Here is a 22,212-nt window from a genome sequence, read left to right as displayed (position 1 = left end):
CGGTTTCGAAGCCAGGCTTGCGGCACTAGAAGCTGCCGCTTAATCCAAGACGCCGCCATTGAGCGGTATTTTTTTGTCTGGAGGAAAATATGACCATCACCGAAAAAGACCGTGACGTTCTCGCCCGTACGCTATGGGGTGAGGCTCGCGGCGAAAGTCTGGCCGGCCAGATCGCCGTGGCGTGGACAGTGCGAAACCGTGTGTTCGACGGAAAGGAGAAATCGTGGTGGGGGGAGGGGTATGCGGGCGTTTGCCAGAAACCGTATCAGTTCAGCTGCTGGAACAAGACTGACCCGAACTATCAGTTCCTGATCGGCGTGAAGCAGATCCAGTTCCGCGAACTGGCGCAGTGCCGGATCGCCGCTGACCAGGTGATCGACGACAAAGTGCCTGATCCCACTGGTGGCGCCACGCACTACTACGCGACCAGCATCAAGGCTCCAGGTTGGTCGCTGAAGGCAAAGCAAACCCTGAAGTTGGGCGGCCACGTCTTCTTCACGGATGTGCCGTGATCGCTGTGCCGTGGAGAGCAGTTGCCGTGCTGGCGCTGGTGCTCGTCGGCGCCGGCGGCGCATGGCAGTTCCAAGACTGGCGTTATGGAAGTCAGTTGGCTGAGCAAGCCCGCCTGCACGGTGAAACCCTCAACCAACTGACGCTTGCCGCTGCCGCTGCACAACAGGCCCAGCAGCATAAGCGTCTCGCGCTCGAGCAAAGCCTGGCGAGCAGTAAACAAGCCCACTATAGGAAAATGGCCGATGCCCAACGTGATCAAGATCGCCTGCGCGATCGCCTTGCCACTGCTGATGTGCGCCTGTTAGTCCTCCTCGATGCGACCGACGTTGCCAACGGCTGCAACGTGTCAGCCTCCACCAGCGCCGGCGGCGTGGATCATGGAACCCTACGAGCCAGACTTGACCCGGCGCGTGCTCAACGAATTATCGGCGTCACCGATGACGGCGACCGGGGGCTGATTGCCCTCGCGGCCTGTCAGGCATACGCCAAAGAAGTCTCAATACCAAAGTGAAAAAGAGCGGCCGATCCGGATGCGTCAACATCCGGATCGGCCGCCGTCCCTGCAGAATGTCCCTGCAAGTCCAGCCAAGGCTCTTGCTCCGTGCACAAAGCGCGGCGAGCCTAGCACCTGTTTATCCACAGTAAAGGTCTTGCTCTCAATGTCTACACCCATCATCGCTTGGATGGGCGGCAAACGCCGCCTGGCCGACCGCCTCATTCCGCTTTTTCCGCCACACGAATGCTGCGTCGAAGTCGTTGCCGGCGTTGCCGCGTTCCAGCTTGAGGAGTGTTACTCCCCAAGTTGATTCGGTCACCAGCGTACGCGGAAACTATTCAGGCCCGGCAGTTAGAACTGGAAGTAGATAAAGGGATTGAAACCGCGTTCGACTACAGACATGCACGCCCACACATACATTACAACGCAGTAGATAGCGACCCAGAACGGACGACGGAAGGTTATGCCTCGCAAATTGTAGAAAACCTTATCACTGACGAAGCAGATAGCTATCGCCGCGAGAAGCACAGCTATTACTTTCGGGTCAGCCAGCGAGCGGTTGACGTCGGACCAGAGTGGCGCATTTGGTGCCAACCCAAACATCACTTTCAAGAAATCAAGCGCCTGTGTCAGGCTTCCAGCCCTGAACGGAACCCATAGCACAGTCGCAAACAAAAATACTGGAAGGCTACCCAAACGGAATTTGGAGGTTTTCAATATTCCGGCACGCTCAAGAGCAAGCAGCAAACCGTGGCTAATGCCCCAGATCAAGAACGTATATGCGGCGCCGTGCCACAATGCGCACAAGCCGAACACTACAAAAAGATTGCGATAGATCTTCAGCTTAGTAGTACGGTTACCACCCAGGGGAATGTACACGTAGTCACGAAACCACCTGGAAAGGGTCATGTGCCAGCGCTGCCAGAACTCAGTCATGGTATGCGCGGCATATGGCCTGTTAAAATTACGAGGAAAACGGAAGCCCATCATCCGCGCCATGCCGATAGCCATATCGGTATACCCGGAGAAGTCGAAATATATCTGAAATGAATAGCAAACTGCGGCCAGCCATGCGGAATAAGTTGTCAGCGGAACACCTGGGCGATAGACCTCATCAACGACAACGCCCAGAGGGTCGGCAATCAATATCTTTTTCGACAGGCCAATGATGAATATAACCATGCCCCAAAAAATATCGCTCCTGACCAATCTGCGACGTTTGACATCCAGTTGCTGTTTGACCTCTGAGAAGCGCACCACGGGGCCGGCCACTAGATGGGGAAACAGAAAGATGTAAATAGCAAATTTCTGGAGACTGCGCTCGGGTTTGATATCGCCAGCGTTAACGTCGATCAAATAGGATATAAAGTGAAAAGTATAGAATGAAATACCTAAGGGCAGCAGTACGCTCCACTTCTCGGCGCCCGCAAGCAAGTTGATCCCACTGAGGTCGCTCAGAATCCCTATCAAAAACACGAGATACTTGAAGAATACAAGTGGCATAAGGTTGGCCACTATCGCGAGTACAAAGAGCCATTTCACGCCCTGTGCGGAAGCGGAGCCTTCGCGTAAACGCGAGATGACCTTTGCAATCAACCAGTTCGCGACCAGCATGGCCAACGCAATTAGGGCGAGCGCTCCAGCCCCGAGGACATAAAAGCCAAAACTGCCCAATAGGATAAAGTCGTTGCGGCGGGCCCTTGGAATCAGAAAATAGATTGCATAAAAAAGCGGGAAGAAAACAAACAAGAAAGCAGGAGATGAAAAAACCATGAAGCATCACTACCCTATAAAAGTCATCAATGGGCTAAGCAACAAAGCCGTGAAGTAGGTCACTGCTTGAATGTCAGCCAGATGGGGGTGCCGATATCAAGGATCTGGACGATCAGATATTTACAACGCCCTTTGATCACTTCAGGAACCTCCTGCGGCGCCAGAGACCGATCCACAGTTGTGAAGCGCTGAAAATAATCGAATATGCCGGCTCTGGTCATACCATCGCTAAAGCTGTTGCCATACATACAGGTGGGCGGCAACATATTTGGGTCAGTCAAGGTGTCACTCTCAAGCTCCAATCCGGTACTTTTAGCGTCAAGCGGCCGGACAGTGTGAACGCCGTTCCACGTCCAGGTCTTCTTCAGTTGTGGCTCCGATCCAGTTTCACGTGAGAACAAGAGCGCAGAAAAACGCGCGTCCGAACCAGTAAACGGTCTAGACTCGAAATCCATCGGATGCTTCCATGGGCTCGCTCTGTTCTCCAACAGCGCAATACGTTCAGTGACATTTTTCGCGATAGCAAGCGCGGACATATCTGTCCAATGAAAATCTTGACGATAGAAGAGCGGAAATTTTTCCTGATTGGACTTCAAGATGCCATAAACATCGATAAAATTAATGCCTTGGTCTTGTTTAAGGCGGTCATAAAATTTCATAAAGTTCGTGTGCTGCGGCATATGCGTTGCAAAAAAAGGCAAACGTCCTGGATAAAAATACTGTTTCTGCATGGGCGTCACAAAGATAACCGTCACACCTTGGGCCTTCAATTTGTCACTGTAAGCGACTACACCGCGGTGAATGGAATCAATATTTTCTGGAGTACCCAACAGGTTTTCCGTACCGGGCAGCTGCCTGTCCACTAAATGACGACCATAGATATCGTCATCCTTTCCGAAATACACCCGACTTGAGGAACTGAACAGTCGGTAATCCAACTCATTTTTCCCGCGTATCATAAGGTCACGGAGGCCGAGGTTATCCGCAAACCACTTCTCGAATCGACCGTAATTCTTATCAACATCAAACCATTGCCCTTCCCATGCACTAGGGAAGCTGATAAGCGGACGAAGCTCCTGAACCGGTTCGACATTGCCTGTGTACCACTGCCTCGCAACGGTACAGTAAGAACCAATGGAAGACTCGTGCCCTAAAAGCTCACAAATCCCTTTTGACCGCGGAGTGTTCGAAGTGAGAGCCAGTAGAAAAGGCAAGATACTGATCAAAAAGACCAACGCAATAAAAACTGTCTGTGACCTGTAATCACGCCGTAGTGTACTGCGAGACGGCCGTTTTTTTGATTCCATCAAACCCTTGGACACCCCATAGCTCCTAACGAAATAGTTCAATACTGGATCAGCAAACAGACAAACTCACTCCTTTCTCTTGACTGGGCAGGATGTGATTCTTTTTGTAGTAGATGCCATTTGCCAACGGCGTACTTTAACGTGCCGCCCTCAGATCTGCCATAAGCTTTTCAGGACAACGGATTTTTCTGGCCCATCTATCTTGTGACGTTCGCATGGTGCATATCTACGAACGCTATGGGTTTGAGTCTGTATCTATCGGCAAGCAGCAGATCGTTAGGGCTATAAGGGAGCGTCGTCAGGAAACACCTCTCATTGACCCGAATTCATTGTAAGCGTACGGGCAAACCGTCTTGCACGACTAAGCCGGACGCCACCTATGCGGCAGCAACTCTGCAATCTCACTTGCCCGCTGCGTAGGCAGGCGCGGCAGCACATCCTTCAGGTAGGCATACGGATCGTGCCCATTGTTCCGGGCCGACTGGATCAAACTCATGATCGCAGCGGCGCGTTTGCCGCTGCGTAGCGACCCAGCAAAGAGCCAGTTCTTGCGCCCTGGCGCCCAAGGCCGCACCTGCTTTTCAAGCTGATCATTAATAAAGGTGAGGCATTGAATTTCGCCCAGCTATATCGTGGTGCCAGCCCCACGGTTTGCCAGCTAGGCGCGAGCTTTCGTCAGGTTCGCCAATAGCTGGTTGTTTACCTCAATGAGGCCCGTAATATTTTCCTTCGCCGCACGAAGCTCCCGTTTCAGCGCCTTAATTTCCTCTTCCAGCGTGCTTGCGTAATGCTCGACGGTTTCCAACCTGTTCGGACTATCGCGTTCAATTAACGCCGCGTCCCGCGTAGTAAGCGCCGGGTGAATAATGGCGGGGTTATCGCCTGCGAGAGGTCGCTTCCGACAAGCAACAACTTCTGTGTATTCGCCTAGAATGCCGTGTGTCTGATCCGAGAAGCGATAGACACTCACGTCGAACGCCGCCCACGCCGCAATTGTTTGGTGAAGATCATAGCCCCAATCAATAGTTACAATAGATCCCTCACTGCTTGCAGGATTACCGTGAATTTCAGGCTCCTTAATGTCGTGACGGTTTCCGTCTGGAAGCAGTTCGAAGCGACGCTCCCAACCGTCAACTTGGGACTTCCTGACAGGGAAAGTGCAAAGATAGATCCCGCCAGACGCCAAGGTACGGTGTATTTCCCTGAACACCTTGTCGGGCGAATAGACGTGCTCCATCACGTCGAGGGAAACGACAATATCGAAAGCTCCGTCTGGGAATGTCTGCTCCTCGAGATTTTCGTTTCTCCAGCCATTGTTGATGCTTCCCTGTTCAATTCCAGCGAAAAACTGCGTCCCCACGTAGCCGGCGCATTGCTGCACCATCTTGACCGATATTCCGCGCCCCGCTGGCGAAGACTCGTGGATCCTCTTATCGCGCCAGTTCGGACATAGCTCGTTCAAGATGAGGGCAAGCGCTCGCTCGCGCGGGATAGACCCGTTCGGACATGACGGGCAAAATAGCTGATCGCGATACCATGAACCTTCAACACGATAGGTCACGCCTGTTTCGCATATTGGGCAGTAGCCTTGATAGTCTTCCATATTTCTCCTGGCGGTATCGCTAAAAGGGCTGGGGTTTCGGTAAGCGCAATCTAGGGGAGCTGAGAACCCGCTCCTAGGGATACCCTAGTTGAGTGTCCCGGCTCGCCAACTTCGGGATCCTGCGTTGCTCAACGTAAAGCGTGAAGTCCATGATGGCAGCCCCCAAGGTCAGTTGATTTTCGTTGATCTTGAAGAACAGGGAAGGGAGCAAATCAGAATTAGGCATTGAGTATCCTCCATGGAAGAACCCAGCGTAGCAGGAGAATAATGATTTGGCAGAAAGCCATGAGGACGCTAAAAAGGCGTGGGGACTTTTTCGGGGATTCGCTATTTCCAGTTCATCTCGGTTAGGCACCGTTTGCAGCGAGCGCCAGTGGAAGACTCAACAAATGCTGGGGTTAGAGCCCATTTTCAAGCATGGGGTGCTAGGGGTCGAGTGTTCGAATCACTCCGTCCCGACCATAATTCCTGAGTAAAATCAGACACTTAAGCCGATCAGATGGATCGGCTTTTTTGTGTCTGCGCAAAACTCGCGCAAAACTTGCGCAAAACTACCCGGTAATTTCGCTGATATTGTGAGTTCACGCCGTTTTTGGCCCTTTTTCGCGCTGCCTTTGGCACCAATCCTGTTTGATAATTCTCTTCCTTTCTCAGCTTTTTCGCATGTCAGATAGCCTTGGAAAGCGCACTGTTTCCGGGCGATTAGGGCGTTTTTCCTCAGGGCTCCGCGGCGCTAAACCCTGGAAGCTCAGTTCCGATTCTTCGTTCTTAAAGGTCACCATCCTAAATCAGCGAAACCGGCTGTACGTCACGCGGGCCGTGCCTTTGAAGACAAACGGAAGCAGCGAAAGCCGGACTTCCGATTGTGCGCTAGGGAAACGGAACAGAGCGCGGGGAGGGCGCATCCTATTCGAATTGATTGCTGACGGGCTGTGGGCCTTCTGACGACCCTTTGATCACAAGGCCCAGGGGCCGATTTGGAATCAAACCATCGCGTCCGAGAGCCTGACCTATACCTCCAAATTCGACGTTTTTGGGCCCAAACCGCAGTGCCAAACAGACCGCAAATTCACCCGACTTCTTGCTGTTTTGGTGACAAACCATTTTGCAGGTAGTTGGCACCGATTGAGTGCCGCTGAACCCTCGAAAGATCCGTCGGCCGCGGCTTCTAGCGGTCAGCTCGGAATCTCTTGCAAGGTCCTGGTCGGTGCCAAATCCGCTGCTAACTCACAGTCTGTCATTACGGTTTCGGCGCTTTCTTAATGTCCTCCGAATCACTCGACGTCGCAGCATCCTTCGCCGTCTCATGGGATTGCGCGCCAGCATTCCCACCTGATGACTCCTCACCTTTTTTGCTGGCCTTTTCGTCGTTGGCTTTCGAGCTTTTCGACTGATTGACCCCCGGCATGGCGGTCGGCGGCGCAGCGGATCCCGCCGTGTTTTGTTCACTTGCCAAGACGTAAACAGGGCCGGCCACAAGCAGGCTGGCGAGCGACAGGGCGGCAATTTTCTTGTTCATGGTCTGAGCCTTCCACGCTGGGTATGTACGGCATTGGAAAGAAGGGCGCGGCAAAGGTGCATCGCGCTGGACGAGCGGTAACCCTCGCCGACCTTATTTCCAGTCTGAAAAAATCCTCAATAGGCGGCAAATTGCTGGCCCCCTGATCGGAAACATCCGGTCAAAATCGCCTTTTTTTCAAAAGGTTAGGTTGGCTATATGCGGACGATTGCCATCACCGTTGCAACGCTTTCCCTGGCTGCCTTTGCTTCGACTGTCGAGGCGAAAGAGATTAGCAAGAGTCATCAGTTTGCCTGCACCTGGGGCTCGGACATGGCTGCCGGAGCGCAGCAGTCCAAGCTGTCTGGCGTTTCTTTATATGGCGCGCGCAAGCAATTGCAGGTGCGCAAGTTTAAGCAACCGTGGATGCGCATGACCGCGATGGGGATCACCGAGCAGACCTACAACAGCAGCTCAAAGCTCAAACCGGCGGCGATCAAGCAAATGTATTACGAACAGTGCATACGCCACGAATTGGCCCAGCGTTAACGCAAAAAGCCCAACCTGAACCGGTTGGGCTTTTTCATGCCTCACACAACGTCAGTGTCACTTTTCGCTTTCGCAATTGACCATCCACGACACGCCAAAACGATCGACCAGCATGCCAAAACGCGCGGCCCAGAAGGTCGCTTCCAGTGGCATATCGACGCGACCATCCTTGGCCAATGCGTTAAATACGCGCTCGGCTTCGGCGATGCTGTCGACGTTCAATGAAATCGAGCAGCCGCTCATGCCTTGGGTCGGGCGGTCGGGCGTGGTGTCCGAGGCCATGATCATCTGATCACCGACCTTCAGGCAGGTGTGAATCACCAGATGGTGATGTTCTTTGGGCACGTGCTCGGCGGCGGGTGTTTCGCCGAAGGTCATCATCGCCTCGAGCTTTCCCTGCAAGGCTTGTTCGTAAAACGTGAACGCTTCGCGGCAGTCGCCGTTGAAGATCAGGTACGGGTTGATTCTCATGTCTCTGCTCCCGGCAGTAGCGCGGAGAGCGGCGGTTATTCGCCAGGTTCCGCGTTGGGCGGTTAAAACATAGCAGAGCGTTGGACGTCGGGAAGGGCGGAGTTTTCCAGATGTATTCGTTCTCAAAAACGTCTGGTTTAGCGCTGTCTGAATCCAGGTCAGGAATCGCCTGAGCTTTTTAACAAAGCAGGCCCGGCCATGCGGGGAGCGGGTTTGGATTGCATCAGGCTGTCCAGCGCTTTGCGATAACTTTGACCGCCGAGCGCCATGCTGTTGTTGTGCGTTGCTCCCGGCACCAACAGCAGACGCTTGGGTTGTTGCGCGGCATTGAACAGTTGCTCACTGAAACGCGGTGGCACGAAAGCGTCGGCCAAACCGTGTACCACCAACAAAGGCATATGAATGTCGGCAATCTTGTCGATCGAATCGAATTTCTGCGAGAGCAACCAGCGCACCGGTAGAGAGGTGTTGGCCACAGACGCGGCGACGTCCGCCAGTGTGGTGAAGGTCGATTCAATCACCAATCCACGAACCGGCAGCGGTGTGTGATTACGCTCGGCGTCCTGGCCAAGTTCTGCAGCCAGATCGATCGCCACTGCGCCGCCAAGAGAATGGCCGTAAATCAGGCGTTTGTTCGGATCCGGTTGCAGCAGTTTGAAGCGCTCCCAGGCGACGCGGGCATCTTCGTAAACGCTGCTTTCCGACGGCAGATCACCGTGGCTCTGGCCGAACCCGCGATAGTCGATGGCCAGCACCGAGTAACCCGCTGCGCGCAATTGCTCAATGCGGAACAACTGCCCAGTCAGGTTCCAGCGCACGCCGTGCAAATAGAGAATGGCCGGGGCATTGGCTTTTTCCGCCGGCCACCACCACGCGTGAATGTTTTGCCCGGCCTTGAAGCTCTTTGGTTGCAGGTCGAGTTCCTGCACGCTACCGGGCAAGCCGTGATACCAGCCGGCCGTGCCCGGTTCGATGCGAAACAGCAGTTTGCGTTCGGTGTGTTCGAGCACGGCACAACTCGTTGGCACGCCGATAATCAGCGCGGCCATGCAGGCGAACGCCAGACGGCGGCGGCGCAGACGAGTCATGAAGGACTGGAACATTAAACGTTTCACCACGCAGACAAAGAACGCTTTTTACCAGAACCCTCGGTCTGCGCGTGACAATTTCGACCAGCGCCCGTGGGCAACGATTACAAAATGCTGCAACGGCTTAAATCACCCGCAATACGATCTTGCCGATATGGTCGCCGGCCTCCATGTGCGCGTGGGCCTGGGCCGCGTCGGCGAGCGGGTAGACCTTGTCGATGATCGGCAGGCAGCGCCCGGCAGCCAGTGCTGGCCAGACGTGCTCGCGCAGTTGGCTGGCGATCTCGGCTTTTTCCGCCGCAGTGCGGGCGCGCAGCAGCGAACCGGTGATCACCGCACGTTTGGCCATCATTGCTAGCAGATCGAAGTCATTGGCACGGGCGCCGCCGAGGAAGCCGAGCATCACCAACCTGCCGTCCATCGCCAGCGCGCTGACATTACCGTTGAGGTACGAGCCACCCATGATGTCGAGAATCGCATTCACGCCTTTGCCCTCGGTCTTCTCGGCGATCACCGCGGCGAAATCCTCTTCGCGATAGTTGATCGGCTGGCCGCCGAGTTTGCTGATTGCCGCGCATTTGTCAGCGCTACCGGCGGTGGCAAAGGTTTCGATGCCGAATTCGCGGCAGAGCATCAGCGCGGTGGTACCGATGCCGCTGGTGCCGCCGTGAATCAGCACGCGTTGACTACGGCTGGCGGCCCCGAGCACGAACAGATTGGCCCACACGGTGAAGAAGGTTTCCGGGATCGCTGCCGCTTGAATCCAGTCGATGCCGTCGGGAATCGGCAAGGTCTGGCCTGCTGGAACCGCGCAGTACTCGCCGTAGCCGCTGCCGTTGGTCAACGCGCAAACCCGGTCGCCCACGGCAAACTGGCTGACGCCGGCGCCCAGCGCCACGACTTCACCGGCCACTTCGAGCCCGGGAATCGGATCCATGCCTGGCTTCTTCGGGTATTTGCCGGCACGTTGTAAGGCATCCGGACGGTTTACGCCGGCTGCGTGTACGCGGATCAATACTTGGCCTTCAGCGGCGACTGGCAGTGGCACGCGTTTTGATTGCAGGACTTCCGGGCCACCGGGTTCGGTGATTTGGATTTGGGTCATTTCGTTAGGCAAAGACATGCTAATTCCTCTCGGTAAACGGATATGTAGATGGGAGGTCAGTACGCTGCAAAGATTCCAGTCAATCACAACCTCCCTGTGGGAGCGGGCTTGCTCGCGAAGGCGTCGGGACAGTCGATGCAGTGGTGCCAGACACACCGCTTTCGCGAGCAAGCCCGCTCCCACATTGTTTTGTGCGTGTCCATAAGTTCATGGCTAGCTCAAGGATGAGCGCCACCGCAATCGCGCCAGCAGCAATCACAAACAGCAACGCGTGATGGCCGCCCGTGGCATTGAACAGCGCCGAATAGGCAAACCCGGCCAACGCCTGAAACGTGGCAAACGACACTGTGGCGCGGCTCCAGGCGATTTGCTGGCGATGATGATTCGGCACCAGTTCATGCACCCGAGCCAGGGCCAGCGGCACAATGCCCGGGGGGAATGAACCAAGAATCACCGCGAGCAGCGCCAGTGCCAGAAAGGAATGCGAAACCGCCAGCAGCCCCAGCGTGATCGCCTGCACGACGAGCACCAGCCGAATACTTTTACGTGCGCCGAATCGATCCGCCAGAAAGCCATAACTCACCGGCCCGACAATCGCGCCCACGCCATACATCACCCACACCAACGCGCCGACATGCGCCCCGGCACCGAGTCCACGCGCCACGTAATCCACCAGAAAAACCATCGCCGGCACCAGACCCGCCGCCATGAAGGCGTATTGAGCGAACAGCAGATAAACGCCGGGCGGAGTCGCTTGAGTCGCCGCGATATCATGTGAGGCGGTCGGCTGCGGCAGATCCGCAGGCCAGCCGAACCAGCTCAGCGCCGTCAGTACCAGCGATAAAGTGCCGAGCCCCAGCCAAGTCGCCTGCAGACCCAAACTCAACAGCGGCGGCACAATCGTCCCCGAGCCAGCGATGCCCAAACCGATCCCCAGAAAAATCGCGCCACTGGCCAGCCCTTTGCGCGCCGCCGGCACATGTGGCAGCACGGTCGCAGCCACCAGCACCATGATCGCGCCACCGGCAATCCCCGACAGCAGCCTCCAGCCGAAAAACCAGCTCACTGACAGCGGATAGGCACAGGCGAAAAATGCCGCTGTCACCGCGAACATCATCAGGCGCAGCGCATTTTTGTTGCCAAGTTGCCGCGCCACAGGACGGCCGAGCAGGGCACCGATCAAATAGCCGACAAGGTTGGCGGCGCCGAGGTACACGACGTCGTTGGCAGAAAACCATTGCGCTTGAATCAGCGCAGGAATCAGTGGTGTGTAAGCAAAGCGCGCCAGGCCGATGCTGACCAGGCTGGCGCAGAGTCCGGCGAAGATCGGCAGCCAGAGGCCGGTGGACGATGAAGTACGCATGAGAGCGATCTCGAGGAAGGTATATGGCGCTGAGGATATCGGCTATCGTTGCTGCATTCGCGCAGCGATTAAGCGGCGCACTGATGCAAATTTGCATCATCAGGAGACAGCATGAATTGGGATGATGCGCGGGTGTTTCTCGCGGTTTTTCGCGAGTCGACGTTACGCGGCGCAGCGCGGGTGCTGGGAGTTGATCAAGCGACAGTAGGGCGACGCATCACTGCGCTGGAAAAGTCCCTGAGTGCGACGTTGTTCCTGCGCACCTCCGACGGTTACGCGTTGACGGCGGTGGGTGAGGCCGCGCTGAAGAACGTGGAGAAAATGGAACATTCGGCGCTGGAACTTGAGCGACAGATTCAGGGGCTCGACGACCGCCTGACCGGCAATGTGCGCGTCAGCACTACCGATTCGCTGGCCATCGACTTTCTGATTCCGGCCATTGCCCGCCTGCACGAGCTGCACCCGGACGTACGCGTGCAACTGGACGCGTCCACGCAGATTCTCAGCCTGGCCAAGCGCGAGGCGGACATCGCCGTGCGCAATACGCGGCCGGACAATCCGGATCTGATCGCCCGGCGGATTGCCCGCTGGCCGGTGGGTTTGTTCGCTTCGCAAGCGTACGTCGATGCCAAGGGCATTCCGCAACCGGGCTCGGCGTTCGAGGGGCATGATCTGGTGGTCTATCAGCCGTATTTGCAGGGCAACAAAGACCTGACGCTGGTCTCTGAACCGATGACTCGCGGGCGGATTGTTGCCGGCCTCGGCTCTAGCCTGTTGGTGCGCCGGGCAATGGCGGCCGGTCTCGGTGTAGGAGAAATTCCCGTGTACATGGGCGAGCGCGATGGTCTGGTCAGGCTCTGGCCCGAACGTACTCGACCGTTACCGTACGACGTGTGGCTGGTGACCCACGCGGATCTGCGCCATACCGCGCGGGTGAGGGCGGTGATCGAGCAGATTGTCGGTGTGTTTGCAGCTGAGAATGACTAGATGCAAGGGCTACGTCTTCTGACGAAACGGCCTACAAAACAGGCAGAATCGGCTGGCTTGTCAGCCGACTGGGCGAGTTCTATCGTTACGACAGCTCGGTGAGAGGCCAAAGGCTCGCACTGATGTGGAGTACCAGGGACGGTATCGGTAGACCCAGGAAGGTGTCGAATTGAAAACTACGGAACTCAGTCAAAACTTAATTAGTGACCTGTCGAGACAAGGTCGGAATACCCAAACCATGAGTGCAATCAGTCGCGAAGAATTCAATGCAAAGATAGAAACCATAGAAGCCAGAATGGATGCTCGGCTTGAGGGTGTGTCGGCGAGATTCGATGCCTTTCTTTCGGCCCAGGCCGAGCGGGACAATACTCGATTGGAGCGGGATCAGACTCAAGCAGAGCGCGATAAACGCTATGATTTGATGTGGGCCGGAGTGCAAAAAATCGCCGAAGAGTCGAAAGAAGCCATCAAACAGGCCTCGACTGTGAAGGCTAATTACTGGGCAGCGACTGCCGTACATTTTTTCGGAGTGATCACCATCGTCGTGGCCGCGCACTTCGCCAATCAAGCCGCCGTGCTGACTACCCTGCAGACTACGCTCGCAGCAATTCAACTTGGCAAAGACATCAGCGTGCAAAAGCCGGCCTCGTTGCAAATACCGGCACCACCCCAATAAAAAACGGCCTTCAAAAGAAGGCCGTTTCTGTTGGCGTTGAAATACTGCTTATGGCATCTGCGGCAATTCCTGCGGGCGCAAGTCAAACACCAGCACCTCGGCGTCTACGCCATTGCTCAAGGTCAGTGCCTGTTCGTCACGAACCCGCACGCCATCGCCTTCCTGCAATTGCACGCCATTGAGTTCAACGCTGCCCCGTGCCACATGCACGTAAGCATAACGGTCAGCGGCCAGTTTCAGTTTGGCGCTTTCCTTGCCATCGAACAGGCCGGCATACACTCGCGCATCCTGGCGTACTTTCAGCGATCCATCTTTGCCGTCCGGCGAGATGATCAATTGCAGGCGACCGCGTTTTTTCTCGGCGCTGAAGTGCTCCTGCTGATAACGCGGTTTGGCGCCACTGACTTCCGGCACTATCCAGATTTGCAGGAAGTGCACAGGCTTGGTCGCCGAGTGGTTGAACTCGCTGTGCGCCACGCCGCTGCCGGCGCTCATGAGTTGCACATCGCCGGGGTGGATGACCGAACCGGTGCCCAAGGTGTCTTTGTGTTCCAGCGCGCCTTCCAGCACGTAGGAAAAGATCTCCATGTCTCGGTGCGGGTGTTGGCCGAAACCCTTACCGGCAGCAACGCGGTCATCGTTGATCACCAGCAGGTCAGAGAAACCCTGTTCACGCGGGTCGCGGTAGCTGGCGAAGGAAAAGGTGTGGAACGACTTCAACCAGCCATGATTGGCGAGGCCACGATCGGAGGCTTTGCGAAGAGTCAGCATGATGAAATCTCCTTACGGGACGTTAATTCGTCCGAGTGAGAAGAAGGTTACTGGTAATTGCCGAGTGCAATAAGTAGATGAAAATTGAAAGACTGTCCTGATCAGGTTGACAGTTTTGCGCGGTGGTTCACGCATTTTTTCCGACGTCTGCGCTGCAGTTGGCCATAATGCCTCGCGTATCCGGTGCGTCTTTCTTTCTTTGAACTCAGTGAAAACTTCCATGAAAACCGTGGCAATGGTGCTGTTCCCCGACTTTCTTCTGCTGGACATGGCCGGGCCGCTGGAAGTTTTTTCGGTCGCCAACCGCTTTTTGAAGGCTGAAGCACATTACCAATTGACCACTCTGGGTACCGAGCCGGGCCCCCTGCGTGCTTCAAATGGCGTGTTGGTACATGCCGACCGCCATATTGAGCAGACAGACGAGTACTACGACTTACTGTTGGTGCCGGGCGGCCCCGGTGCCTACAACGACAAGTCTCCGCCGTTGCTCAATTGGTTGAAGGGCGCGGTCAGTCGGGCCGAGCGTTACGGGTCAATCTGTACCGGTGCATTTGTGCTGGGACACGCCGGGTTGCTCGACGGCTATCGCGTCACCACCCACTGGAATTACACCGAACGTCTGATCAAGGGATTTCCAAAGGCAGACGTCGCGACCGATCAGATTTTCGTCGAGGATCGCAACCTGATCACTTCGGGCGGGGTCACCGCGGGCATCGATCTGGCGTTGGCCGTAGTCGCTCAAGACCATGGCAAGACGCTCGCGCAGAATGTCGCCAAAGTGTTGCTGGTCGTCATGAAACGCCAAGGTGGTCAGGCGCAGTTCAGCCCGTTGATGGCAGCGGTTGCGCCGCAGGAAACGCCGATTACCCGCGTGCAGAATTACGTCCTTGAACACCTCGACGAGGCTTTCACCATCGAGCGCATGGCAGGACTGGCGAACATGAGTGCGCGGCATTTTGCGCGCCTGTTCAGCCGTGACGTCGACATGACGCCGATGGAGTTTCTGCAAAGTGCGCGCATCGATTGCGCCCGTAATTTGCTTGAAACCAGCGACTTGCCGCTGAAAACCGTGGCTTACAAAAGTGGTTTCGGCAGCGTCCGCCATATGCGTTTTCTGTTTGCAGAAAAGCTCGGTCTGACCCCTGCGCAGTACCGCGAACAGTTCAGCTAGAGCGGTTCTGTCCGTTTCGCGCACTCGGAAGTCCGTGTTGCGCCCCGCGTGGCAGTTGTACCGTCACTTGAGGCTGCCAAGATGATGGCATGAACAGCCCCATCGATTTGACCTCGGCGTCAGTGCTGCATTTTGGCCCTTACGCGTTTCACTTGCGCCAGCGGCTGATCCTGGAAGGGGATCGGCAATTGCGCATGGGCGGGCGCGCGCTGGACATTCTGCAGGTGCTGGTCGAGCGTGCCGGTCGAGTGGTCAAGAAGGAGCACTTGATTGCGCTGGTCTGGCCGACGTCGGTGGTCGAAGAGATCAACTTGCGCGTGCACATTGCCGCGCTGCGCCGAGCGCTGGGTGACGGTGAAAATGGCCAGCGCTACATCGTCAACGTGCCGCAATGCGGTTACAGCTTCGTCGCCCCGGTGCAGGGCGACAATACCGCGCAAGTGGTGTTCGAAACCCTGCAAGCGCCCCAGCACAATCTGCCGGCACGACTGACGCCGGTGACCGGCCGCGATTCGTTAGTCGGTTCGATGGTGCGCCAACTGCCGTTGTGCCGGTTGATGAGCGTGACGGGCCCGGCCGGGGTCGGGAAGTCCACGGTGGCGTTGCGCGCGGCCGAGTTGTTGTTGCAGCACTTTCGCGATGGCGTGTGGCGGGTGGATCTGGCGCTTGTCGACGATGGCACGGCGCTGTTTGATCACGTTTTGCAAACGCTAAATACCGATCTCGCCACGTTGGCCAGTCGTCATACGCTGTTGCTGCTCGACAACTGCGAGCATCTGCGCGACGCCTGCAGGTTTCTGGTGGAGAAGCTGTTGAATGCGGCACCGCGCTTGTCGATCCTCGTGACCAGCCGCGAAGCGCTGCAAGCCGATCTGGAAACCGTGCAGCACCTGCCACCGCTGAGCCTTCCCCCGTCGAGCGCGCTGGGCAGTGTCGAAGAAACCATGGGTTATTCGGCGGTGCAGCTGTTTGTCAGCCGCGCCCGCGCACGTCAGCAGGGGTTTTGCCTGCGGCTGCAGGATCTGGAAGTCGTGCGCGATATCTGTCGACGCCTCGACGGTTTGCCGTTGGCGATAGAACTGGCGGCAGCGCAAATTGATGCGCTGGCGCTGGTGGGATTGCAGGCGCAGTTAGGCAATTGTCTGCAGTTGCAGGGCCGGCGTACTGCTGAGCCAAGGCATCAGACCCTGCAAGCCGCGCTGGACTGGAGCTATCAGCGCTTGAGCGAACAACAGCAGCGGGTGCTGCAACGTTTGTCGGTGTTCAAAGTGGCTTTTACGCTTGAGGCGGCGCTGGCGGTGATCGCCGAGGCACACGGGCAGTTGATCATTGATCAACTGGTGCAGAAGTCGTTACTGACGGTAAAGCGCGGGGAGGGGGCGTTGCACTATCGAATGCTCAACACCACTCGGTTGTACGCGCGGGCAAAACTCATCAGCGGTGATTTTGAACATCGCCATCTACATTTTCTGCGGCGGTCATCCCGGGTTTCAGGCTTGCGTTTGATTGCGCAACTTGTCGAGTAGCTGGCGCACTTTGCGCAAGTCCGGGGTGGCGTAGCCTTCGGTAAAGCGCTGATGGATCGGGGTCAGCAGATCAAAGGCTTCGTGGTAGCGCGATTGTTGCTGCCAGAGCTGGGCCAGTGACGTGGCGCTGCGTAGCTCCCAGGCTAGTGCGCCTTGGGATTGGGCGATGGACAGGGCCTGGAGCAAGAGATGTTCTGCTTCTTGGGATTTTGTGGTGATCGGACTAATGCCTTCGCGAGCAAGCCTGCTCCCACAGGGATCTATGCCTGACACAAATCCAATGTGGGAGCGGGCTTGCTCGCGAAGAGGCCAGTCCAGACACCGCAAATCTTCAGCCAAAAGCTGCTCCGCCCGAGCCCGCAATATCTCCGCCGTGCTCCAACCCGCCGCACCACTGCGCGCCCGCTCCAGCAACGCGTCATCCACAAAACCACTGTCCAGCGTCACCATGATTTCCCGGATCAACCCGCCACCATCCGCCCGTATAACCGTCGGTGTGTCAGCATCAATCACCTGCGCGTAATGCCGCCCCCACGTATGAAACAGCAGCACCGAATGCTTCTGCGATTGCTCCAGCAGCAGACGCAACAAGGCCCGCGCGTTCTGCTCATCACCGTTGTAATGCGCGATCAGACAAGTGGCCAGCGCCAGGGTGTAGCAAATCGAGGTGCCGTGATTGATCTGCACCGCGATGTCCAGCGCCTGCCGCGCCGTATTCCACGCCTGTTCGGGAAAACCCTGCAACCACAACACGCGGGCGAGTACGGTCAGCGAAGCGACGCTCTGGTCGTATTGCACGCCGAAACCGTGGGTAAAGCGATTGAGGTGACCGCTCTGCGCCATGCGCTGAATCACTTGTTCGGCGTGGATGCGCGCCTGCGTCTGGTCGCCGGCGTAGTGCAGCGCCAGCACGCGCAAACGGTGAGTACTTAATGTCAAAAGCGGATCGCCGTGCAGGCCGAGGCGATCGAATTGTTCGCTCTGCTCAAGGGCCATTTGGTAATGCCCACAACTGAGATTGACCGCCATGTGCCCCGACACCGCCCGCAGTTGCCCGGCGACATCGCCATGCTGATGGGCCAGCGCAGTGGCACTGGCGAAAGCCTCAATGGTTTCCGGGGTGCCGCCCCAAGTGTGATAACAGGCGCTGCCGAGTGCGAGATTCAAGGCGATTTGCAGACGCGGACACGGCGTCTCTGCATCCTCGAGCAGGGACAGCGCCTGACGCACGTAACCGCCGTATTCCTTGAGCAGCGACAGTTCCTGCCATAACGGCGCGGAAGCGGCGGCCAATCGAATCGCCAGCTCATCCGGGCCGTCACCGTTCAGGCTCCAGTCCAGCGCCGCGCGCAAATCTTCCAGACCTCGGGCATAGCGCTCGATCCACAGCGTGGTCGGCGTGTGTTCCCAAGCGCTCTGCGCCTGATGCATCAGCGCCAGACAGCGCTCCGCGTGGCGCTTGCGGGTCTGTCCAAGCTCGCCCGACATATAGAGTTTTTCCAGGGCATAACGGCGGGTGGTGTCGAGCAAACGGTAGAACACCTCTTCATCGCCGACTTCAACGTTCAGCAGTGATTTGGCGACCAGTTGCGTGATCGAGCCAAACACTTCACCGGGCGTGAGGTGCTGGCCACCAATGACTGCCGCAGCGGACTCTAGCGTGAAGCCGCCGCGAAACACCCCCAGCCGGCGCAAGCAGGTTTGCTCACAAGCGGTGAGCAAATTGAAACTCCAGTCCAGCGTGGCCCGCAGTGTGATGTGACGATCCTGATTGTCCGGCGCCACGGGCGGCAAACGCCCCTGCAACTGCTTCGACAAACCGCTCAATCCCAATTCGCCGATCTGCGCTGCCGCCAACTCCAGCGCCAGCGGAATACCGTCGAGGCGTCGGCAGATTTCAATCGCCAGCGGCAGTTCGGCGTCGCTGATTTCAAAGTTTTCACAAGCGGCCATGGCCCGTTCGACGAACAGTTGCAGCGCGGCAAAACTCAGCGCCTGCGCGCGGTCGAGGACGATGTCCGGCGGGCAGTCGAGGGATTCCAGCCGCTGCACATACTCGCCCTCGGCGCGCAGGCTTTCGCGACTGGTCGCCAGAATGTGCACCTGCGGCGCGCCGCGCAAAATGCTCTCGCTGAGCAGGGCGACGGCGTCGATCAAGTGCTCGCAATTGTCGATCACCAGCAGCATCTGCCGATCGCGCAGGGCGTTGATCAGACTGGTCTGCGGATCGTGATCGTTGAGCAACGTGTCGAGAAGGGCAGCCAGGTGCGAGTAGATCATTCGCGGGTCGGACAGCGGTGCCAGATCGAGCAAGCGAATGCCGTCGCGATAATGCCCGATCAATTGCTCGGCAACGCGCAGGGCAACTGTGGTTTTGCCGATTCCGCCGGGGCCGACCAAGGTGATGCAGCGCTGACGCGGCAATTGCGTCATCAGGCTGTCAACCAGCATTTGGCGGCCGATCATCCGCGTGCGCCGCAGCGGCAGGTTATGTCGCCCAACGTGCGTGCCAGCGGGTTGTTGATCGATGTTCTGTTGCAGAATCGGTGCGACAAAGCTGTAACCCCGCTGCGCCACGGTGACGATGTAGCGCTGACCGGCCTGACCATCGCCGAGTGCTTTGCGCAAGGCGGCCATGTGCACGCGCAAATTGATGTCTTCGACAACGCTGTCCGGCCACACTCCGGCCATCAACGCCTGCTTGCTCACCACTTCGCCGGCGTGCGCCAGCAAAATCAGGAGAATGTCCATGGCCCGGCGACCCAGACGCAACGGTTGCTCACCCTCAAGCACCAGCCGTCGTGCCGGGTAAATCCGATAAGGGCCGAAGCCGATTGCCTGATTTGACTGAAGACTCAACCAATCACTCCTGCGGTGCTGCAGCGGACAGGACGAAACAGCACTGGGCGAGCGCGCAGGGCGTCTGTTTCGCGGTGTCCGGGCATAATCCTCAGGTTTGAGCATCGGTGCAACGGCTGGTGTGAGTGGTGGGTTCAAAACAAGTCTGGCGTGGAATCGGTTTTACCCTGTGGCGAGGGAGCTTGCTCCCGTTGGGGCGCGAAGCGGCCCCTTTTTTGATCAGCAAACATTGGGACTGCTGCGCACTCCAGCGGGAGCAAGCTCCCTCGCCACAAGGCTCTTTGGTTCACGCATGACCTGGCAGCGCCAGGCGAACGGGTTGATCCCTTCGCTGCGAGTAAAAATATGGCAGAAATGCGCCTGATCGCAGAAACCGCATTCCAGGCTGATTTGCGTCAGGCTCAGGTCGGTGTGCTGGATCAACAGTTTGGCGCGGGCGAGGCGTTGGCTGCGTATCCAGTCTTGTGGCGACACGCCGGTGCTGCACTTGAAGGCTCGCGAAAAATGACTGCGCGACAACGAGCACGCCTGCGCCAGTTCGGTGACTTCCAGACTTTCGCCGAGACGGTCGAGGATCAGTTGCTTGACCCGCCGCACCCGTTGCGGGCTGAGGCCACCGGTGCGTGGCACGACGGGTTCGCAGGCAGGGGCGAGGGCGACGGTTTGCAGAGAATGAGCCATGGCCAGGATCCGTGTCGGTGGGGAACGCACATTCGGCGCTTTCCCTCAGGTCAAAAAACAACGCTGCGCAGGCCACCGATTGTTGTGCGCGGGCTGACGGCTGACGAGTTAATCGTTGTTAATTCGCTTAACAGACCCGCGCTGGATGGGCTGTTGATCGAGTAAAGTGCGTAGCACTTGCGTCTGGCTGGCCATACAAGGAAATCGAGCCCATGAACCGTAACGATCTGCGCCGCGTCGACATGAACCTGCTGGTGATATTCGAAGCACTGATGTTCGAAAAGAACCTGACCCGCGTGGCCGAAAAACTGTTCATGGGCCAACCCGCCGTCAGCGCCGCGTTAGGCCGTTTGCGCGATCTGTTCGATGATCCGTTGCTGCTGCGCAACGGTCGCGCCATGGAGCCGACGGCGCGCGCGCTCGATATTCTCAAAGAGCTGCAACCGGCCATGGACGTGATCTCCGGCGCTGTCAGCCGCGCCAAGGAATTCGAGCCAGCAAGCAGTTGCGATGTGTTCCGGATCGGCTTGTCGGACGACGCGGAATTTGGCCTGTTCCCGCCATTGTTGCGTCAGCTTCAGGAAGAGGCACCGGGCATCGTCGTCGTAGTGCGCCGCGCCAACTACCTGCTGATGCCGGCGCTGCTGGCGTCCGGCGAGATCTCCGTCGGTGTCAGTTACACCACCGACCTGCCGGCCAACGCCAAACGCAAAAAACTCCGCCACATCCCCTGCAAAGTCCTGCGCGGCGACGACCGCCCAGGCCCGCTGACGCTCGACGAATACTGCGCACGCCCGCACGCGATGGTCTCGTTCTCCGGCGACTTGAGCGGCAACATCGACCTCGACCTGGCCAAACTCGGCCGCAGCCGCCGCGTCGTGCTCGGCGTGCCACAGTTCAGTGGTTTGCGCGCCTTGCTGGCGGGTACTGAAATGATCGCCACCGTGCCGGATTATGCGGCGTGTGCATTGGTTGAAGGCTGTGCGTTGCGTGCCGAAGACCCGCCGTTTCCGATTGATGCGGCGCAGTTGTCGATGGCGTGGAGCGGGGTGCATGACAACGATCCGGCGGAGAAGTGGTTGCGGTCGCGGATCAGTCAGTTCATGGCGGCGCCGCTGGATATCCCAACGGTCTGACTCCTTTCGCCGATCTCACAAACAACAAAAATCCCCTGTGGGAGCGTGCTTGCTCGCGAAAGCGGTGTGTCATTCAAAGTATTTTTCGACTGGCCCGACGCCTTCGCGAGCAAGCGCGCTCTCACATTGGTGCTGTGTGATGCTTGAGTTTTTGGTGACTTAAACACCGCTGTTTAAGCAACACCAGCAGACACTCTTTCAGGCTACACAACCTTGCGCCTTTGCCTACAGCTAAGACAGAATCCGCCGGCTTGTGCGCTCTGGAGCCGGGTTCTATTGTGGGTCGGTCACTGACACCAGTGATCGGGTCTCGCAGCCCGCATATCTCTAGACGCACAACATCTTCCATCGGCGAACACGCATCTGTTCGTTTTTGTCATGGCGGCTGTACGTGGGAGACCTTCGGGTCTGCCGGTTCTAGAGTCCCGGTCTGCGACCCGCGTATAGCTGCCACCTTAATTCGTCTCGCAGCGAATCGTGGCAGCTCCATCGACTCTAGGAGCAACACCCATGTTCAAAGTCACCCCCAACCCACCAGACATCGACCCCACATCCCCCTACGCATCCATCGATTCCAGAAAACTCCACGACGCCGCCGACCGCGCCCTCGACCACTACCTTTGCCCACCCGGTTCCACG

The 22,212-nt window shown here is 57.4% G+C and carries 19 protein-coding genes and 2 pseudogenes; 9 read left to right on the top strand and 12 right to left on the bottom strand.

Annotation, left to right across the window (positions count from 1 at the left end):
- The first annotated feature begins 89 nt into the window (after positions 1–89).
- The 3 genes and pseudogenes from GVL50_RS26065 to GVL50_RS29170 all read left to right on the top strand — a co-directional run.
- Positions 90–512 (top strand): cell wall hydrolase, encoded by a 423-nt coding sequence (locus GVL50_RS26065; RefSeq protein ID WP_159815545.1) that lies wholly within the window; start codon positions 90–92, stop codon positions 510–512.
- The gene (locus tag GVL50_RS26060; RefSeq protein WP_159815547.1) at positions 512–1,024 is read left to right on the top strand and encodes a lysis system i-spanin subunit Rz; all 513 of its coding nucleotides are present in this window, start codon (positions 512–514) and stop codon (positions 1,022–1,024) included. The genes GVL50_RS26065 and GVL50_RS26060 overlap by 1 nt, the downstream gene beginning before the upstream one ends.
- Positions 1,025–1,172: 148 nt before the next feature.
- Positions 1,173–1,286 (top strand): annotated as a pseudogene (locus GVL50_RS29170) (DNA adenine methylase); the annotation flags it as partial.
- A gap of 74 nt (positions 1,287–1,360) precedes the next feature.
- Here the strand turns inward: GVL50_RS29170 and GVL50_RS26050 are convergent.
- The 5 genes and pseudogenes from GVL50_RS26050 to GVL50_RS26030 all read right to left on the bottom strand — a co-directional run bounded on the left by GVL50_RS26050 (position 1,361) and on the right by GVL50_RS26030 (position 7,211).
- Positions 1,361–2,782 (bottom strand): MBOAT family protein, encoded by a 1,422-nt coding sequence (locus tag GVL50_RS26050; RefSeq protein WP_159815544.1) that lies wholly within the window; start codon positions 2,780–2,782, stop codon positions 1,361–1,363.
- Between the two features lie 59 nt (positions 2,783–2,841).
- Complete coding sequence (locus GVL50_RS26045) at positions 2,842–4,104, bottom strand: hypothetical protein (protein WP_256671987.1); 1,263 nt, start codon at positions 4,102–4,104, stop codon at positions 2,842–2,844.
- 346 nt (positions 4,105–4,450) lie between these two features.
- A pseudogene (locus GVL50_RS26040) lies at positions 4,451–4,672 on the bottom strand (transposase domain-containing protein); the annotation flags it as partial.
- A 75-nt stretch (positions 4,673–4,747) separates the two neighbouring features.
- Complete coding sequence (locus tag GVL50_RS26035) at positions 4,748–5,692, bottom strand: class I SAM-dependent methyltransferase (protein WP_218586051.1); 945 nt, start codon at positions 5,690–5,692, stop codon at positions 4,748–4,750.
- Between the two features lie 1,240 nt (positions 5,693–6,932).
- Positions 6,933–7,211, bottom strand: a complete 279-nt coding sequence (locus GVL50_RS26030) for a hypothetical protein (protein ID WP_159815543.1) — start codon at positions 7,209–7,211, stop codon at positions 6,933–6,935.
- A gap of 198 nt (positions 7,212–7,409) precedes the next feature.
- Here GVL50_RS26030 and GVL50_RS26025 point away from each other — a divergent pair, with 198 nt between their 5' ends.
- Positions 7,410–7,739 (top strand): hypothetical protein, encoded by a 330-nt coding sequence (locus tag GVL50_RS26025; RefSeq protein ID WP_159815542.1) that lies wholly within the window; start codon positions 7,410–7,412, stop codon positions 7,737–7,739.
- 57 nt (positions 7,740–7,796) lie between these two features.
- Here the strand turns inward: GVL50_RS26025 and GVL50_RS26020 are convergent, their stop codons facing one another.
- From GVL50_RS26020 to GVL50_RS26005, 4 genes are all read right to left on the bottom strand, one after another.
- The gene (locus GVL50_RS26020; protein ID WP_053119018.1) at positions 7,797–8,210 is read right to left on the bottom strand and encodes a VOC family protein; all 414 of its coding nucleotides are present in this window, start codon (positions 8,208–8,210) and stop codon (positions 7,797–7,799) included.
- Between the two features lie 158 nt (positions 8,211–8,368).
- Positions 8,369–9,313: an alpha/beta hydrolase gene (locus tag GVL50_RS26015; RefSeq protein ID WP_159815541.1), complete on the bottom strand. Its 945-nt coding sequence runs from the start codon at positions 9,311–9,313 to the stop codon at positions 8,369–8,371.
- Positions 9,314–9,422: 109 nt separating this feature from the next.
- Positions 9,423–10,421, bottom strand: a complete 999-nt coding sequence (locus GVL50_RS26010) for an NAD(P)H-quinone oxidoreductase (protein WP_159815540.1) — start codon at positions 10,419–10,421, stop codon at positions 9,423–9,425.
- A 61-nt stretch (positions 10,422–10,482) separates the two neighbouring features.
- The gene (locus GVL50_RS26005; protein ID WP_159815539.1) at positions 10,483–11,766 is read right to left on the bottom strand and encodes a YbfB/YjiJ family MFS transporter; all 1,284 of its coding nucleotides are present in this window, start codon (positions 11,764–11,766) and stop codon (positions 10,483–10,485) included.
- Between the two features lie 111 nt (positions 11,767–11,877).
- Between GVL50_RS26005 and GVL50_RS26000 the strand changes: the two genes are divergently transcribed.
- Positions 11,878–12,753: a LysR family transcriptional regulator gene (locus tag GVL50_RS26000; protein ID WP_159815538.1), complete on the top strand. Its 876-nt coding sequence runs from the start codon at positions 11,878–11,880 to the stop codon at positions 12,751–12,753.
- 238 nt (positions 12,754–12,991) lie between these two features.
- Complete coding sequence (locus tag GVL50_RS25995) at positions 12,992–13,429, top strand: hypothetical protein (protein ID WP_159815537.1); 438 nt, start codon at positions 12,992–12,994, stop codon at positions 13,427–13,429.
- Between the two features lie 48 nt (positions 13,430–13,477).
- On the opposite strand, the gene GVL50_RS25990 is transcribed toward GVL50_RS25995, so the two are convergent.
- Entirely contained in the window at positions 13,478–14,200 is a 723-nt protein-coding gene (locus GVL50_RS25990; protein ID WP_159815536.1) for a pirin family protein, read from the bottom strand.
- Positions 14,201–14,420: 220 nt separating this feature from the next.
- On the opposite strand from GVL50_RS25990, the gene GVL50_RS25985 reads away from it, so the two are divergent.
- Complete coding sequence (locus GVL50_RS25985) at positions 14,421–15,371, top strand: GlxA family transcriptional regulator (RefSeq protein ID WP_159815535.1); 951 nt, start codon at positions 14,421–14,423, stop codon at positions 15,369–15,371.
- Positions 15,372–15,460: 89 nt separating this feature from the next.
- Positions 15,461–16,897: a winged helix-turn-helix domain-containing protein gene (locus GVL50_RS25980; RefSeq protein ID WP_159815534.1), complete on the top strand. Its 1,437-nt coding sequence runs from the start codon at positions 15,461–15,463 to the stop codon at positions 16,895–16,897.
- Here the strand turns inward: GVL50_RS25980 and GVL50_RS25975 are convergent.
- Positions 16,862–19,756 carry a winged helix-turn-helix domain-containing protein gene (locus GVL50_RS25975; protein WP_159815533.1) on the bottom strand — a complete coding sequence of 965 codons (2,895 nt, stop codon included), beginning with the start codon at positions 19,754–19,756 and terminating at the stop codon, positions 16,862–16,864. The two genes, GVL50_RS25980 and GVL50_RS25975, sit on opposite strands and share 36 nt — an antisense overlap.
- Before the next feature lie 219 nt (positions 19,757–19,975).
- On the bottom strand, positions 19,976–20,437 hold the full coding sequence (locus tag GVL50_RS25970; RefSeq protein WP_159815532.1) for a helix-turn-helix domain-containing protein: 462 nt from the start codon (positions 20,435–20,437) through the stop codon (positions 19,976–19,978).
- Positions 20,438–20,649: 212 nt separating this feature from the next.
- Here GVL50_RS25970 and GVL50_RS25965 point away from each other — a divergent pair, with 212 nt between their 5' ends.
- Positions 20,650–21,573 carry a LysR family transcriptional regulator gene (locus GVL50_RS25965; protein WP_159815531.1) on the top strand — a complete coding sequence of 308 codons (924 nt, stop codon included), beginning with the start codon at positions 20,650–20,652 and terminating at the stop codon, positions 21,571–21,573.
- Positions 21,574–22,212 lie beyond the last annotated feature (639 nt).

The organism is Pseudomonas sp. 18058 (genome assembly GCF_902706155.1).
Lineage (GTDB): Bacteria > Pseudomonadota > Gammaproteobacteria > Pseudomonadales > Pseudomonadaceae > Aquipseudomonas > Aquipseudomonas rustica.
The sequence above is the reverse complement of the archived record's forward strand: the minus strand, read 5'-3'. Positions and strand labels throughout refer to the sequence as shown.